The sequence below is a fragment of the Schlesneria sp. genome (genome assembly GCF_036405755.1).
Classification (GTDB): Bacteria; Planctomycetota; Planctomycetia; order Planctomycetales; family Planctomycetaceae; genus Schlesneria; species Schlesneria sphaerica.
On sequence record NZ_DASWWZ010000276.1, the window covers coordinates 1 to 13,341 of the forward strand.

Sequence of the window (13,341 nt, forward strand, 5' to 3'; positions counted from 1 at the left end):
GCGGTGGAGACACGAGAAAATCTGTGTAGGACTACTTCAACTGCACATCGGCGAAGGCATTGACGACAATCCCGGGAGCCCAGTTCGTGCCGACCAGGACCGCTCCGCCTGCATTGCTGACAGACACCCGGCCGTTCGCTGCTCCGTAGCAGGCCACCCCGACACCGATCGTGTCCGCCGCTTCGATCGCGACACCATGCGATGTGTTGATTGGAATGACCGCGATTCTGCCGTTGTAGGGCATCCCATCGGTGACCCCGATGGCTTCATCCGTCACGCCAGCATAGATGACAGTTGCCGTGCCTGAGTTCCACTTGACCCGACGGTTCGGCAGCAGATCCGCAGCACAGTTGAACGTCCGACTTCCCTTAACCGTAATCATCATTGAACCCTTAAAAGTTGATTGAAAAACTGTGCTGCGCGACGTGGCCGAAGCCGGTTACATCACAGTGCGTTATTCGTCGGCTTGTTCGTATTTCTCACCGATGAGCCGCCGTGACTGTTTCGTTTTGTTGGTCGCCAACAGGAACGCCTGATGTAGCGCCGGATTCTCTTTTGCTGCCGACAGGACCGCTTCCGAGCGAGACAGCCCGGCCCGCTGATTGCCAGCCACGAGGGCGTTAAACTCCGAGATCGGATTCTCGATCGTGTCGTCTTCCGACTGTGCCCCCTTCGACTTTGTTCCCAACGCCGGGACTCCCGTCTTCTTGGATGCCGCTTCGCTCTCCGCCTTCGCGGCTGCGGTCTCCGCTTTCGACGCTGCCAGACGGGAGTTCAACTCAGTCAGCCAGTTACTCTTGGCCTGATCGAGTGTCACTTTGCCTCGCAATTGCTTCATCACGAACGAGTCATCTGCACCAGGCAGGTGAGCCGTCAGCTCGTCCAGAGTCGCCGCCGTCGATTGAAGCGAGCCGGTCAGCGTTGTCGTTTGCTCCGTCATTTTCGCACCCTTCTTTGAAGAACTTCGTACCCCGGCCCGTTCCTGTAACTGCCGGATCGTCTCGTCCAAACCCTGTACGGCATCGACGAGACCAATCGACTTCGCCGCCTCACCGACATGCACACGCCCGTCGGCAAGCTTTCGGACTGCTTCCACCGACATCCTGCGGCCGGAGGCAACCGCACTGATGAACTGGTCGTTTAACCCGTTCACCATTTCCTGCCACGACGCAAGTTGTTCGTCGGTGATCTTCGTTCCCGCGACCCCCGCGCCCTTGAACTCCCCGGCCCGCACGACATGAATTTTGATCTTCATCTCCTCAGCCGCAGCCGAGTAATCGCAGACCGTCATGTACGTGCCGATCGATCCGACGAGCCCGGTTGGGTTCGTTGCGACCAACCCGGCCTGACTGGCAAACCAGTAGGCCGCGCTGGCCCCAAGGTCCTCGATGAACGCCCCTGTCGGCTTGATCTTCTCAAGTGCCGCCAGTTCCGCAGAGACGTCGTGAGTCCCCGCCACGGTTCCACCTGGAGAATCAACCAGAAAGCAAACCCCATTCACGGCCGCATCACGCCCCGCCTGACGAATGGCTTGCCGCAACTGGACTGTGGAGGTCGCACTGGAAAACGAACTCTGAGCCTTCATCAACGTCCCTTGAACATTAATGAGAGCAATTCCTCCAGACGTCAGCCGATAAGGAGCTTCCGCTTTCGATTCATCCGCTCGGCCCATGCGAGCCTGCAAACCCTTCATCCGCTCGGCAGACATCTCCACATGCGCCACCAGATCCGTTCCAGCCACCAGACTGAACAGTCCATTGAAGGCCCGTTCTTCCATCGACCACAAACCGAAGTAGTCCGCCATTCGCGGATATTCCGGTCGCAGTGTTAGCAGTTCCGAACCCTCGATCGACATCAGGCAGCCTCACTTTTCTTGGCGGGATCCGACTTCGGTTCCTGCTCTGTCGTTTCCTGAATCCGCATCGACACACCTTGAGGCAGGGCCAGACCAATCAGTTGCTGCCAGTGAACCGGCTGATCATTCGGGAATTCCGCATTGATCGCGGCTGCTTCCTTCTTCGCCAGCCGGATCAGATAAGCGTTGTCCTCGACCGTCTCACGACTGACGCGAAACCAGTCGAGTTGCTTCCGTGCGAGGACTCGTCGCGGTGAATTCAGATTCGACTTCACTTCCAGACTGTCAGCCTGCGTATCCTTCAGCGGCTCGATGTAGGCGAACCCTGGAGGATGGAACACATGCCGAGTCAGGATCGCACCACGCTGAATTGCAGCCCTCAGTCGTTGACCACGCTTGCTGCGCTCCGCAGCCCACTCCCGCACCTTCCAGAGATACGTCGGAGTATCCAGCGAATCGATCAGCCACTTCTGCAGCTCTCGCCACTTGATGCGAGCCTGGTCGATCGCACCACGCCACCCGCTGAAATTGGTCTGACTGGGATCCAGCAGCAGCACATGCACCGGCAGATCCAGATTGATCGCAATGAACGTGAGGATCAGATGGCTGTGACTGATGAAGTTCGTTCCACCCGCATTCGGCGAAAACGCCTGCAACGTCTCGCCCGGCTTCCCCGTGATCTCCATCCCAGGAAAAATGTGCTGCAGCAGCCGTACTGACTGTTCGCTGTGACGCAGTTCGACCTCACCGGCCGTCCCCGATCCTGGCGATATCAAATCGTCCGCATTGGCCAATGGCCGTTCACGCAGGAACGCAATACACGACTGAACCTGTTGCTTCACCAGTTCGGCGAACTGGATATCGTCATGGAGACCCGCCGCAGTGAAGATCGGTGCGAACGTCGTGATTCCACGAGTAAAACTCGGTCGACGACGCCGCAGCAGATGCAGGACCTGCGGATTCCCATTCCCGTCATAAAAATCATATGGCGTTGTCTGATTCACCAGATGCACTCGCTGCAGCGGATGAATATCCTCCTTCGTGAACCAGACCTGTCGCGGAATATTGTCGGCATCCTTCAGGATGCCGAAAACCACATTTCGCCGGGTCCCTGATGGGGTCCGAGACCGATGAGCTTCCACCGTCTCGACGGAACCCCGGTCGGTAAAAATCTTGAATATGTCCCCGTCAACGATCATTGACCGCAGAGCAAACTGGCGCTTCTCGTGCCAGTTGGACGTCTGCGTGAAATCGCAAAGTCGCTTATCCCCCGACCATTCTTCCCACGACTCTTGCAGGATCTCATCCGCTTCATCGTCGCCGGTCTGTGGATCGAGCGGGAACCCCCCCTGGATCACATTGTTGACCAACCGGTCCAGCGCCTGACCGACAACCAGGTCATTTCGGTCCACGTCGCGAGCCAGTTCCATGAACTGCAGCTGCTGAGACTCGGTCCGGAAATGAAAGTCGGCACCCGCTCCCAGAGCAGGCAATCCCGTTCTCTTGCGACGAACGACGTCCGACTTCGCGAAGTCATAGTCCGCTCGCATGTCCGAAAACAGTTCGGCAACAGTCACTTCACGGGGCATCGTAGAGACCTCCCCGGAACCGCTCTAACGAAAACTGTCTCGCAACATCCCCGCGAAGTGCCGTCGCTGTGGGGGATCGCGATTCAAGCTCGTTGAGCCACGCCTGCGCCTCCGCTTGCAGCTTGCCGAGTTCTTCCACGCGGAATCCGGTTTCAAACCGGGTCAAACCTCCCTGAGCCGTCGCGGAAGAACTCGGTGTCAGCAGCCGCAGATTTCGACACGCCACAATGAACCGACGCGCAAGCGTCCCGGTCGGATCAGACTGATAGTCTGACGTGTCGGTGAACTCCTGCAGATAGTCGGTGCGTTTGGGTGTGGCCATGCACCGATATATACCGTCATCGCCATGATGACGTGAAGTTTCTTAGTCGCAATCCGGTGCCGGATTGTGCGGATTATTCGGACTAAACTGGCATAAAACCGAAGTATTCCCAAAAGCCAATTGTTGCAATCTCAGTGAGATCTTGTCACATATGTCTGCAACATCAGTACACCAAACTCCAAAAATTCGTGGTGGAATCCGGAGCAAATGGGCAGAATTTTACTTCCCGGCGGCAATGCGTCCGAGGTGAAAATTTCATTGGAAACACGCAAGGGAAACTCGATTGACAATGGACAAGCGCACGAGCTGACGTATCTTGACTGGTTCGCAGCTGGAAACCTTCCATCGAAGTATCCGAACGCGAAATTTGTCAATCAACCCTGCCCAATTTACAATTGTCACGGTTTGACTTTCGCCAGTCGTCGAACGCAAATAACTCCAGATAAAATTCAATTTACAAAGATTTTGGACGAAGATGACTACGCCAGAATCGACAAACAAGATGCACGCACGGGAGACATCATTCTCTATTTAGAATCTGGCGATTATTCAATTGAGCATTCCGGCATTGTGATTGCGGTCACTCAGATGGAGATGTCAACGATGAATATTCCCGTAATCTGGAGCAAATGGGGAAAGTCACACGAAGTGGTCCACAACTATTACGATTGCCCATACGACTCGACGAATGTTGAGTTCTTTCGCCTGAAGGAGTGGAAAGAAAAGAAATGATATCTCCTCATGCAAGCCAGCTTAGTGCAATCGAAGTTCTCTGTATCGCCAATGACGCGAGGTATCTCTTCAAAAAGCTGCGTCGATCAAGTGAGGCGGAAGTCATTTCCGCAGAACTCTCAACCGCAGAAATCCTGCGGCGTCTGGAAGCATTCGTTAAGAATCCACCAACAAACGTAGAAGACTTACTCTCCGTCTACCTTCATATGTTGGCCCTTGAGTGGCAGGGGCCGGATGCTGTTGCTCAGCTCACGCCCGACAAGGTCCCCCCCGTGCAGTGGGCAGATGAGTTCTTTAATTTGCTCGTAGCGCCAGTTGATGTAGCAAACACAACGAAGGTCTTCAAAGTCGACGACTTCCAAGATTTCAGGCAACTTTCCGACCAACATCTGTCCACATTCGACGCCAAGACGAGCAAACGAGTGATGAAAATTGAAGGGTAGCAACTGTGACTGAAATTAACTTTCTAATCTGCGCTCGGGGATCTGCGATTGACCGCTTTTCCAATTCGCTCAGCATCTTTGACATATTCGAATCCTTGACGCCAGAAAGCTTTCCAATTCTCATTCCAAGGTTTGTAGTCATTGCATCGGTGACTCGCGATGAAAGAGAAGAGAAGCCCGTTATTGAAGCAACTCTGAAAGTATCCGCCGGCGATCGTGCCTACGTGGATGGAACGATGACGTTTACTTTTCACAAGGAAAGTCCGGTTTCACGGTCCATCGCAGAATTCCAAGGCCTACCGATAACTGGTCCATCCCCGATCGACGTTTTTTTAAAGCTTCCGAATGGCAATTCAAAGTTGACTAGAATCGCGATTAGACCAGCAAACAGGCTGAAGAGAGTTGTGAGAAGATCGAAAGCGCAAACGCCGAGTGCTTCCGCGGCTCAAAAGCAGGAAATTGAGAAACTGCCTCCAAAAGGAAAGTAGCGGGCCATAGACAGGAGAATCATATAGAGATGTCACCCAATTCCTGATTCCAATCCTGACACTCGCTCGCGCAGATGGTAACGCCCTCCAGCTGCTCGCCGAACGATTCTCGCGTGCGACCTGGTGGCAATCGCTTGAAGCAGGTTCCATGCACAGAGCAGGCATAGAGCAGCTTGTCACAGTTGCAGCCCGCCAACGTGACGCGACCGATCGGTTCGCCCCGGAACTGACAGGTGATCCAGTCCGCCCCCGCAACCGGTTCCAGGAACTTCTCACAGCCCTGACACGATTTCATCGAGGGAAGACCGACCAGAACCACATCGTCGGCCGTAGGAGCACACTTCGTTTGAAACTGCTGACAGTGGCTCACGGGAATAACCCGGCCGCTGCGCGTGTAGCGGACACTGGCCGACTGTCGATGCACGCAATCCGGTTCCATGCTTCACTCGCAATCTACTTCAATCACATCCCCGCTGGACGTGGGACGCTCGTGTTCCAGGTAGAAGTCCGCATCGACGGTCTGGCAACCATCGCACTCGGCCGTACAGCCGTCATCATCCAGCAGCCAGTCCCAGGTCGTGATCGTGAACTTCACACGACCATTGCCACCGTTCCCGCCGTTGTCACCACGGGATCCGCCGCCGCCCCCCGCTCCCGGCGCCGCTCCGTTCCCGCCGTTGTCCGAATGGCCCCCAGGACCGCCAAGTGCCCCCGTTGGACCATTCCCCCCGTTGCCGCCATTGGGACCGCTGGGTAACTGCCCCGGACTCCCCAGCAAACTCACTGTTCCCCCGAGTCCCCCACCCGCAGCACCGTCGGTCGCGCGGCCACCAGTGCCAAATCCCCCCTTGCCGCCGTAGGCTATCATCCCTTCCGATCCCGAGATCGATGTGTCGCCGCCATCGGCGCCCGATGGATCCGGCGCACCCGCAATCGCACCCAGACCCGGATCGCCAATCACCCAATGCAGGAACATCGAGGGAGTGAACGGCATCGGTCCGATCTTGCGATAGCCACCCGACCCGCCCCCTTGACCTGGATTGCCGCCAAAGACCCCCGCCGCTCCACCGGCACCGGACCCCCATATCTCTACCGTCAGCGCGCAGTTTGTTGGCCAGGTAAATGTCCCCGAAGTCGGTGTATCGTGCTGCACGACGCTGGTGGTCGGATTGGTGGGGACGTAACTGCACGCCCCTTCGCACGGCTCCGCATACACAGTCGGAGGGCATGGGTCAGAGACAAACGCCACGTCATCGTGGCGATTCTTTGGACCGACCGTCAGCCCCCCGCCAGAGAAGAATCGGTCATCGCCCGAGACGTCGACCAGCCGACCGTACGCGTGGCCGTGCCCCCACTGCAGGATTCCGCTGGAGTTGCGTTTCTGCACCGTCGGAACCTGATTGGCCGAAGCATAGAGGTTCCCATCCGAGTCGACGTCGATCCCCCGACCCGCGCAGTTCACCTGCCACAGCAGGACGCCTGACGAGCTGTATTTGCGAACGGCCGTGTCGGCGTTGAAGTCCGACCGCTGCACCCCCGCAATGAAGACATTGCCGCTCCCGTCCACCGTAATATCGCTCACGTCGAAGTCTGTGGGGCGTGGTAGCAGGTCGCTGTGAATCGTATCGAAGTCAACCGTGTTGTGCGGAACGCCTGCCTGCACTTTCCCAACACAATAGACCAGCCGCGACACACTGCCGGACCCGGCGATGAACTCCACCCGAAACCCAAACAGATTCCGCCCCCCCACCCGGCGAATACACGTTGGCATCCCTCTTCCGAGCGACGTTCCGTCCGGAAGCATAAATCGCCAGGTAAAGGTGGGAGCATAGAACTCCCCTAACTGGTGGACCACGGGGGGAGCCGAGAACGGCGAAAGCCACTCCGTAAAATACGGAGTTGATCCCAGCAGGCTCCGGACAAGGTGGTAGTCGCCGTTCTCATTGATTGCGAAATCGATGAATGAATCGCTGATGCCAAACATCGATCGCGACTTGACCGCCACCACACTTCCGGCCGGCGAGACCGTCACCCATGCCTGCCCCGTGGCAGACGAGCGAGGGTCCAGCATCGCCACCACGTTGCCCGCTGGATCAAGACAGACCTGACGCACCGTGCCAACGTCGTACCCGGTCACTCCGGCCGCTACGACGTCCGCTCGCAAATCGCGGTACCAGACCACCGATCCGGTGTCACGCCGAAACGCGATCAGTGACCACGACGCACCGCCACCCGACACACGCCCGCCCCCCACATAGACGTGCTCCGAGTCAACGACCTGGGCCTGCGGGCCCGTTGTGCCACCCGCTGGGAAGCCCCGCCAGTAGTTCGCCGACCAGATGACCGTTCCCGCAGAATCATATTTCCGCGTCGTGTAAAGCCGACGACAGCATTTGCAGGGTCGTTGAGTCATGCGAGTGGGCACCCCACGGCTGTAATACACCACTCACCGCTAATCAACTCGATCATCCCCTGCGCGTTCGCCACCCCTTCGAGGTCCGGGTCATGGTTGTTCACCCACATGACTTCGCCAGTCTTTCGAAGACGACGGCCGTTAATGAGAGTCGGCGTGTAACTGTAGTCGTAATCGCACAGCCAGACTTCCACGCGAACAGGATCGTCAAACATGCTCCCCGGAGAGCCGAAGGCCGTTTTCACCTGGACGAAGCGTTTCGTCACAGGTGGGGTCGGGACCTGTTCACCTCGCACCGGCCGGACTCGTTCTGGTAAATCTCCCAACATTGGATTACTCCCTCATCTGATCGGACACTTGTTCAACCAACCATCTCACGAGATCGCTGCCGCTCTCCACGTGAGTCTGCCGACCGTTGTAAGAATAGGTCAGGTGCTGCTCACGACAGCCCAGCAGCACACGCCGGAACGTCGATCCCATCTCACCCGTCAGAGTGCAGTCGATCCGAGCCGAGACGTATCCGTGCCGGTTCGGGTCAATCTCCCCCACAAAACACGGGACAGTCAGTTCCATCTGAACCGTTTCGGGGATCACCGGACCGGACGTTTGCTCGGGGGGTTCACCCGCCTGGTTAACGTTCTCCGCTTCCGCGTGGTCCGCGATTTCCGCTTCCATCTGCTCACCCCCGCCCCCTTCGTCGCTCAGGTCTGGAGGCACGAATTCCTCAGCCGGATTCCCTGCGTTCCCATTGAGTGCCATTTTCTTCGCCATTCAGAAACTCGCCTTTCTGGATTATCGATTCGCCACAAAAAACGGACGCCCGTCGGGTGTCCTCAGTCCGCCCGCCGCTGCCGCTCTTGCGGCTTCGGCGGCTTCGGCCGCTCGCACAGCCTGCTGCTCCAGCGTCAGCCGAGGAGGCAACGCGTTGAAATTCTTCCCGTGATTCGTCTGCGACCACGCCGCCACCATCGCGTAACGGGCTGCATCGCGCCACTCGTTGCGGCCCCGTTTCTTCCACTCATGAATGTCGTACCCGTCTTCGGTCACCATGTTCGCGGGATACTCGGCCGTCCACTGCCGGAAGAAGTCTTCGTCGGTCAGCATGTCTTCGGGGAATGCAATTCCATTCGGATCCGTTGGTGGAGTCAGCCCCGTGATCGAATTCTCGACCCACCAGTTCGTTTTCTCGTGGTTGACCTCAAACAGGACCAGCCCACCCAGCCGGGCCAGCAGATCCTTGTCCCCCGTGACGTTGGATTTCTCGAGCCCCGAAAGTCGAAACACCGTCGGGAACTTGGACGTCGACGACCCTTTGCACGGCTGAACCCCGCGGAATTCACGACAGAACGCATAGATGTCGTTGGCGTGGTTCCCCGAATCAATCAGCGTCAGCGGAGCCCGCAGCTTGCTCCCCCCGTCCGCGTGATCGTAGTACCGGGTTCGAATCTCGTTCGCGAGACCATCCCGGCCGGAAACTCCGTAGTCGACCAGCACGCCCCGGCCAGCAGCGCCCCAGCCCCAGACTTCCCACCAGAACTGAAACACGTTATCCGGCGACTGGACGTCGACACCCCGCGTGAGGAACCGTACCCATTCCGGGCAAATATGCAGCCGCTGACCTGGGACACACAGACGCGCCGCCAGTTCGTTCGGCTTCGACGCTTTCGGTGCATCGTCCCAGGTGAGACCGAACCACGAATTCACGCAGTTCCGCCGCCGACCGCGAGGATCCTCAATCCCGTGCCCCTTCATCTTGGATCGCACCGACTCCGCCGCCACCATCCCCAGCGTGACGCCCGGAATGAGGCTATGCAGCGTGGACAATGGCCCGAAGGAGGCGTGATTCCCCTTGCGAACCGGATTCCCCTTCAGCTTGCCTCGGCTGTCCACGGTGCAGCCCTCAGGGACCCAGACACCGGCGTTCAGCATCTCAAACCGATGTTCCTCCCGAATCTTCTTCTTGCAGCGGCAGCACTCATACCACGCTGTCTGCAGGGCAATCTCTGGTGTGGAATGACCTCCCTTGCTGTGTTCCCACCGCAGACCGCCGTTGCTCAGCCCGAGAAACTTCCCCTCCCGGCTGTACTCGGCATCCCCCTCCACGAGCTCCTGGAAGAAGTTACAGTGTGGGCACGGAACCAGCCGGGCCCGATTGTCACCCGACAGCCGCTCACGCTCGATGTAACACTTCCCCTTCTGGGTCGGTGTAGAAGCCTGCAGGATCTTCCGGCCGGCAAACCCCTTCGCCCGCTCGTCGATCAATTCCTCAAACGGAGCTTCGCGGGACTTGTTCTTCGACATCTTCGAGGCTTCGTTTTTAACGATCACCTTCGCCCCGTAGTCCGCCGCCGATGCGGGTGAACCCGACCACGCGCCACGAATCACGCACGTCCCTACGTCGATCAACAACTGGTTCCGCAGGTGACGTGGTGGCAGTCGATCTTTGAGGCACAGAATCCCGTCCAATGTGTCCCAAATACGGCCGAGCACTCGCTTCACCGACGACTCGTCGGCATCCGCAAAAGCCATCGGGACCGGATCAGTCGCCAGCATCTTCACCAGGCAGGAAATGAAGCAGGCTGTCTTCCCGACACGAGACGCCCATTGCAGCGTGATTCGCTCAATGGTGGGATCGTCAAAGGCTTCAAAAACTTCCCGCACATGGGGGAATAGGTCGTGACGGTATGCCCCTTTAATTTCCGAACCGCGAGGCATGACGATGTTTTCCGCAGCCCATTGAGCTGTGGGAACAAAGTCCTTTTCCTTCAGCACGTCAATTACGTGAGGAGAAATTCCAGTCAGCATAAACAACACCAGAAACATTGCTTCAGCCCGTTGGGGTCCGCTTCAGATCTTCCGCCAGCCGCTCACGCATCTTCCGGCACTCTTCGGCCGCCCTTGCTTTGACTTTCTTCCCGTACTTCGCGGGGATCTCCGCTTCGAGCAGTCCGGGCAACTGGTTACACCAGTCACCGATTCCCGCTAGCAACGCTGCAATGAATTGCTCGTACAGTTGTCGTGGCAGTAGTCGCTTTTCGGCTTCGTCGATCGCCAGCCCCGCCAAGTGGTTTTTGGCTTTGATCTCTTTCAGCTTTTCGAGCTTGATGGCCCGATTGATGACCGCAATCTGATCATCTTCGGCCGAGCCCTTCCGCTGGTTCGCCTCTCGCCACGCCTGGATCGCATCGATGTCGTAGCCGTTCGAGCAGTCCGGAAAACCCTCTGTCAGTTTCCACCGACCGAGTTGCCGATCCGAGACGCCCAGGGCCTTCGCTGCCGATATCCGCTCTTCGATAACCATGCACCGTCAAAATCCATTTCCGCCGTCTGGCAATCAGTGAATGCGGACGGTCGACAACCGGCATTCAAAACCACGTTCGGAGAGCTCTTTCAGTAGTGCGATCTGCTTATCCTCATCCTCACAAATCGCGATCACGCGACGGGACAAGGTGACATCCTTTGTCAGATCCTCCGCCGAGGCCGGATCTTCTTCGGGTTCGGCGTCTTCTTCCTCGCCGACCACTCGCGCAAGATCTTCCAGCAGTTGCTCCGCCAGCCCCGCCAGGTCCGGTTCGTCGAACAAGGCGGGAGCGTCGTCTGCGATCTTCTGCAGGTTGACTTCGTTCCAGACGGCAAGTGTGCTGACCGCATTGTCGGCCAGCGAAAACGCACGAGCCAAAGAATGATCGTCGTCCACGAACAGCACGGGAACGTACTCCCAGTTGTTCCGCAGTGCCGCCAGAACAGTTCCGTTCCCCGCTTCGATCTGCCGATTTTCTCGCCGAACGACCACCGCTCGCCGAATTCCGAACTTCTTCAGCGAAGCCTGATGAGCGGGCAGGTCAATATCCCCGTGATCCTTCACGTTCAATGGATCCATGAGCAGCGAATCCGCCCGCACTGCCAGCAGCCGCAGGGCTTCCGGCATATATGACAGATCCGCCCCCTCGGGAGCTGCAAACGGGTCCGGGCCAGGCATCGCGGCCGGGACTTTCTTCTGTTCTTCGACTGGCACGAGCGCAGCCGCTTTTTTCTTCGCCATATTCAGACTCTCGCCTTTCTGAATTGTGCTACTGTTACTTTTCACTGACGTTGATTCGCACGACGCGCGTATAAACGTTTCCCTCCGACGTGGTCACACGAAACTTCACCCGGTACTCACCCCGCACCTGCTCCACCGTCGTCCCTACAAAGCAGATCGTGCATTCACCCGCCTGGCAGATTCGCTTGCCTATCCGAACTGGCCCGTCATTCACCGCCGCCACGCCGAAGCCAAGGTCGGTTGCCCCGTCCGGCTGTCGGTAGACTTCGGCCGTGCAGCTCGCCACGACTTCCCCCGCCTTGAGGCAGCCGGTTTCGAGCCCTTCGACGTTGGAGCCCCAGTCGATCGAGATCTTCGCCCGGTCACCCGGGAACAGATACCCGATCGTCTTGACGGTGATTTCGTCGATGAGCGCCTTGCATTCGATCCGCCCCGGCCGAGTACTCGACGGCAGGTCACCAGGCGTAGGACCTCCGCCCGGCACCATCAAACGGCGCCGGGAGAGGACAAGCGGGGGTTTGAAACGAGCGACCATCAGGAAGCATCCGTCGTTACGCTGGTGACATTGCCGTTTGCGTCCTGCACCACAGAGATGCGGACCTTGCTGTCATCAATCGCACGCTGGGCAATTGACGTCCCGGGTAGACCCGACACCTTGCCGATCACGGCTGCCGCAATGAGTCGCAACACGCCTTGCAGGTCCGCGCCATCGATCGATCCACCGGCAAAGACCGCATCGACGATTGCCCCAATGGCCGCTGCGTTCGGGTCCGCGACCAGATCCATCTGGGACCCCACCGCTGCGGGTTCGAAGGGAAGGTTGTCGGTCTTATCCTTCACCGCAGCCACAATCACCCCAATGGCGGTCAGCGAATTTGCGATCGCAGTCACGGCCGTGCCGATCGCCGCCAGTACGCCGACCTCGATCGTGTCGACGTCCAACCGCTTGCCGGAAGCTTCGCCCCAGATCGTGACTCGTCCAGGAGACGCGAAGATCGAATTGGGCAGGTCAATCCGATACGTGCCATCGCCATAACTCCACAGCCCCCCCTCAGTCCAGGCATCGGTCGCAGACGCAAGGTTCACCAGCCCAATGGTGACCGCCGCGAATGCTCCCGCCCTGACCGCTTTGACCGTCGGCATCCCCGCCGCGTTGAGTCCCGCAACGGGAAGCCCCGTGTCATCAAAGACCCGTGCGACGATCGATTGGCTTTGCACGCCAGTTTCGAAAAACATTATCTCCGTCTCCTTCGACGTAACAGCAGCAAGCCACTGACGGATTCAAACTCAAATGCCCCCGACGCTCCGTAGGGGCGACGTCGTCTCCCGAACAGGTCGTAAGGGGTTACCCAATCCATCGCGAGCCCGATGGCTGGCGAGTCGGCCAATAGCCGATAGTCCCCACCACCCAGCCCGTTGGTGACTCCATTGAAGCTTCGGCGGTTCACCAGCCGCAG

General features: G+C 58.2%; 16 protein-coding genes. 2 read left to right on the plus strand and 14 right to left on the minus strand.

What is annotated here, in order from left to right:
- Positions 1-31: 31 nt before the first annotated feature.
- The 4 genes from VGE80_RS09670 to VGE80_RS09685 form a co-directional block, all read right to left on the minus strand.
- Positions 32-385 carry a hypothetical protein gene (locus VGE80_RS09670; protein ID WP_440592512.1) on the minus strand — a complete coding sequence of 118 codons (354 nt, stop codon included), beginning with the start codon at positions 383-385 and terminating at the stop codon, positions 32-34.
- Between the two features lie 69 nt (positions 386-454).
- Entirely contained in the window at positions 455-1,855 is a 1,401-nt protein-coding gene (locus VGE80_RS09675) for a S49 family peptidase (protein WP_440592513.1), read from the minus strand.
- On the minus strand, positions 1,855-3,444 hold the full coding sequence (locus VGE80_RS09680) for a phage portal protein (RefSeq protein ID WP_440592514.1): 1,590 nt from the start codon (positions 3,442-3,444) through the stop codon (positions 1,855-1,857). Before VGE80_RS09680 ends, VGE80_RS09675 begins: the two co-directional genes overlap by 1 nt.
- Positions 3,434-3,766, minus strand: coding sequence for a hypothetical protein (locus VGE80_RS09685; protein ID WP_440592515.1), 333 nt, complete (start codon positions 3,764-3,766; stop codon positions 3,434-3,436). The genes VGE80_RS09680 and VGE80_RS09685 overlap by 11 nt, the downstream gene beginning before the upstream one ends.
- Before the next feature lie 207 nt (positions 3,767-3,973).
- On the opposite strand from VGE80_RS09685, the gene VGE80_RS09690 reads away from it, so the two are divergent.
- Positions 3,974-4,498: a hypothetical protein gene (locus VGE80_RS09690; protein WP_440592516.1), complete on the plus strand. Its 525-nt coding sequence runs from the start codon at positions 3,974-3,976 to the stop codon at positions 4,496-4,498.
- A complete protein-coding gene (locus VGE80_RS09695) occupies positions 4,495-4,941 on the plus strand; it encodes a hypothetical protein (protein ID WP_440592517.1) in 447 nt (148 codons plus the stop codon). The genes VGE80_RS09690 and VGE80_RS09695 overlap by 4 nt, the downstream gene beginning before the upstream one ends.
- 507 nt (positions 4,942-5,448) lie before the next feature.
- Here VGE80_RS09695 and VGE80_RS09700 read toward each other — a convergent pair.
- The 10 genes from VGE80_RS09700 to VGE80_RS09745 form a co-directional block, all read right to left on the minus strand.
- Positions 5,449-5,853: a hypothetical protein gene (locus VGE80_RS09700; protein WP_440592518.1), complete on the minus strand. Its 405-nt coding sequence runs from the start codon at positions 5,851-5,853 to the stop codon at positions 5,449-5,451.
- A gap of 18 nt (positions 5,854-5,871) precedes the next feature.
- Positions 5,872-7,842 carry a hypothetical protein gene (locus VGE80_RS09705; protein WP_440592519.1) on the minus strand — a complete coding sequence of 657 codons (1,971 nt, stop codon included), beginning with the start codon at positions 7,840-7,842 and terminating at the stop codon, positions 5,872-5,874.
- A complete protein-coding gene (locus tag VGE80_RS09710) occupies positions 7,839-8,171 on the minus strand; it encodes a hypothetical protein (RefSeq protein ID WP_440592520.1) in 333 nt (110 codons plus the stop codon). Before VGE80_RS09710 ends, VGE80_RS09705 begins: the two co-directional genes overlap by 4 nt.
- A gap of 4 nt (positions 8,172-8,175) precedes the next feature.
- Positions 8,176-8,613 (minus strand): hypothetical protein, encoded by a 438-nt coding sequence (locus VGE80_RS09715; RefSeq protein ID WP_440592521.1) that lies wholly within the window; start codon positions 8,611-8,613, stop codon positions 8,176-8,178.
- Between the two features lie 21 nt (positions 8,614-8,634).
- Positions 8,635-10,647 carry a terminase gpA endonuclease subunit gene (locus VGE80_RS09720; protein ID WP_440592522.1) on the minus strand — a complete coding sequence of 671 codons (2,013 nt, stop codon included), beginning with the start codon at positions 10,645-10,647 and terminating at the stop codon, positions 8,635-8,637.
- 22 nt (positions 10,648-10,669) lie between these two features.
- A complete protein-coding gene (locus VGE80_RS09725) occupies positions 10,670-11,143 on the minus strand; it encodes a hypothetical protein (RefSeq protein ID WP_440592523.1) in 474 nt (157 codons plus the stop codon).
- 33 nt (positions 11,144-11,176) lie between these two features.
- Complete coding sequence (locus VGE80_RS09730; protein WP_440592524.1) at positions 11,177-11,884, minus strand: hypothetical protein; 708 nt, start codon at positions 11,882-11,884, stop codon at positions 11,177-11,179.
- Between the two features lie 34 nt (positions 11,885-11,918).
- On the minus strand, positions 11,919-12,419 hold the full coding sequence (locus VGE80_RS09735; protein WP_440592525.1) for a hypothetical protein: 501 nt from the start codon (positions 12,417-12,419) through the stop codon (positions 11,919-11,921).
- Positions 12,419-13,120 (minus strand): hypothetical protein, encoded by a 702-nt coding sequence (locus tag VGE80_RS09740; protein WP_440592526.1) that lies wholly within the window; start codon positions 13,118-13,120, stop codon positions 12,419-12,421. The genes VGE80_RS09735 and VGE80_RS09740 overlap by 1 nt, the downstream gene beginning before the upstream one ends.
- Positions 13,120-13,341: hypothetical protein (locus VGE80_RS09745; RefSeq protein ID WP_440592527.1), on the minus strand; the 222-nt coding region annotated here is incomplete at its 5' end. The genes VGE80_RS09745 and VGE80_RS09740, both read right to left, overlap by 1 nt.

Coding starts and splice junctions, on each gene's coding strand:
- VGE80_RS09670 (WP_440592512.1), bottom strand. CDS start 385: ATGATGATTACGGTTAAGGGAAGTCGGACGTTCAACTGTGCTGCGGAT.
- VGE80_RS09675 (WP_440592513.1), bottom strand. CDS start 1,855: ATGTCGATCGAGGGTTCGGAACTGCTAACACTGCGACCGGAATATCCG.
- VGE80_RS09680 (WP_440592514.1), bottom strand. CDS start 3,444: ATGCCCCGTGAAGTGACTGTTGCCGAACTGTTTTCGGACATGCGAGCG.
- VGE80_RS09685 (WP_440592515.1), bottom strand. CDS start 3,766: ATGGCCACACCCAAACGCACCGACTATCTGCAGGAGTTCACCGACACG.
- VGE80_RS09690 (WP_440592516.1), top strand. CDS start 3,974: ATGGGCAGAATTTTACTTCCCGGCGGCAATGCGTCCGAGGTGAAAATT.
- VGE80_RS09695 (WP_440592517.1), top strand. CDS start 4,495: ATGATATCTCCTCATGCAAGCCAGCTTAGTGCAATCGAAGTTCTCTGT.
- VGE80_RS09705 (WP_440592519.1), bottom strand. CDS start 7,842: ATGACTCAACGACCCTGCAAATGCTGTCGTCGGCTTTACACGACGCGG.
- VGE80_RS09710 (WP_440592520.1), bottom strand. CDS start 8,171: ATGTTGGGAGATTTACCAGAACGAGTCCGGCCGGTGCGAGGTGAACAG.
- VGE80_RS09715 (WP_440592521.1), bottom strand. CDS start 8,613: ATGGCGAAGAAAATGGCACTCAATGGGAACGCAGGGAATCCGGCTGAG.
- VGE80_RS09720 (WP_440592522.1), bottom strand. CDS start 10,647: ATGCTGACTGGAATTTCTCCTCACGTAATTGACGTGCTGAAGGAAAAG.
- VGE80_RS09725 (WP_440592523.1), bottom strand. CDS start 11,143: ATGGTTATCGAAGAGCGGATATCGGCAGCGAAGGCCCTGGGCGTCTCG.
- VGE80_RS09730 (WP_440592524.1), bottom strand. CDS start 11,884: ATGGCGAAGAAAAAAGCGGCTGCGCTCGTGCCAGTCGAAGAACAGAAG.
- VGE80_RS09735 (WP_440592525.1), bottom strand. CDS start 12,419: ATGGTCGCTCGTTTCAAACCCCCGCTTGTCCTCTCCCGGCGCCGTTTG.
- VGE80_RS09740 (WP_440592526.1), bottom strand. CDS start 13,120: ATGTTTTTCGAAACTGGCGTGCAAAGCCAATCGATCGTCGCACGGGTC.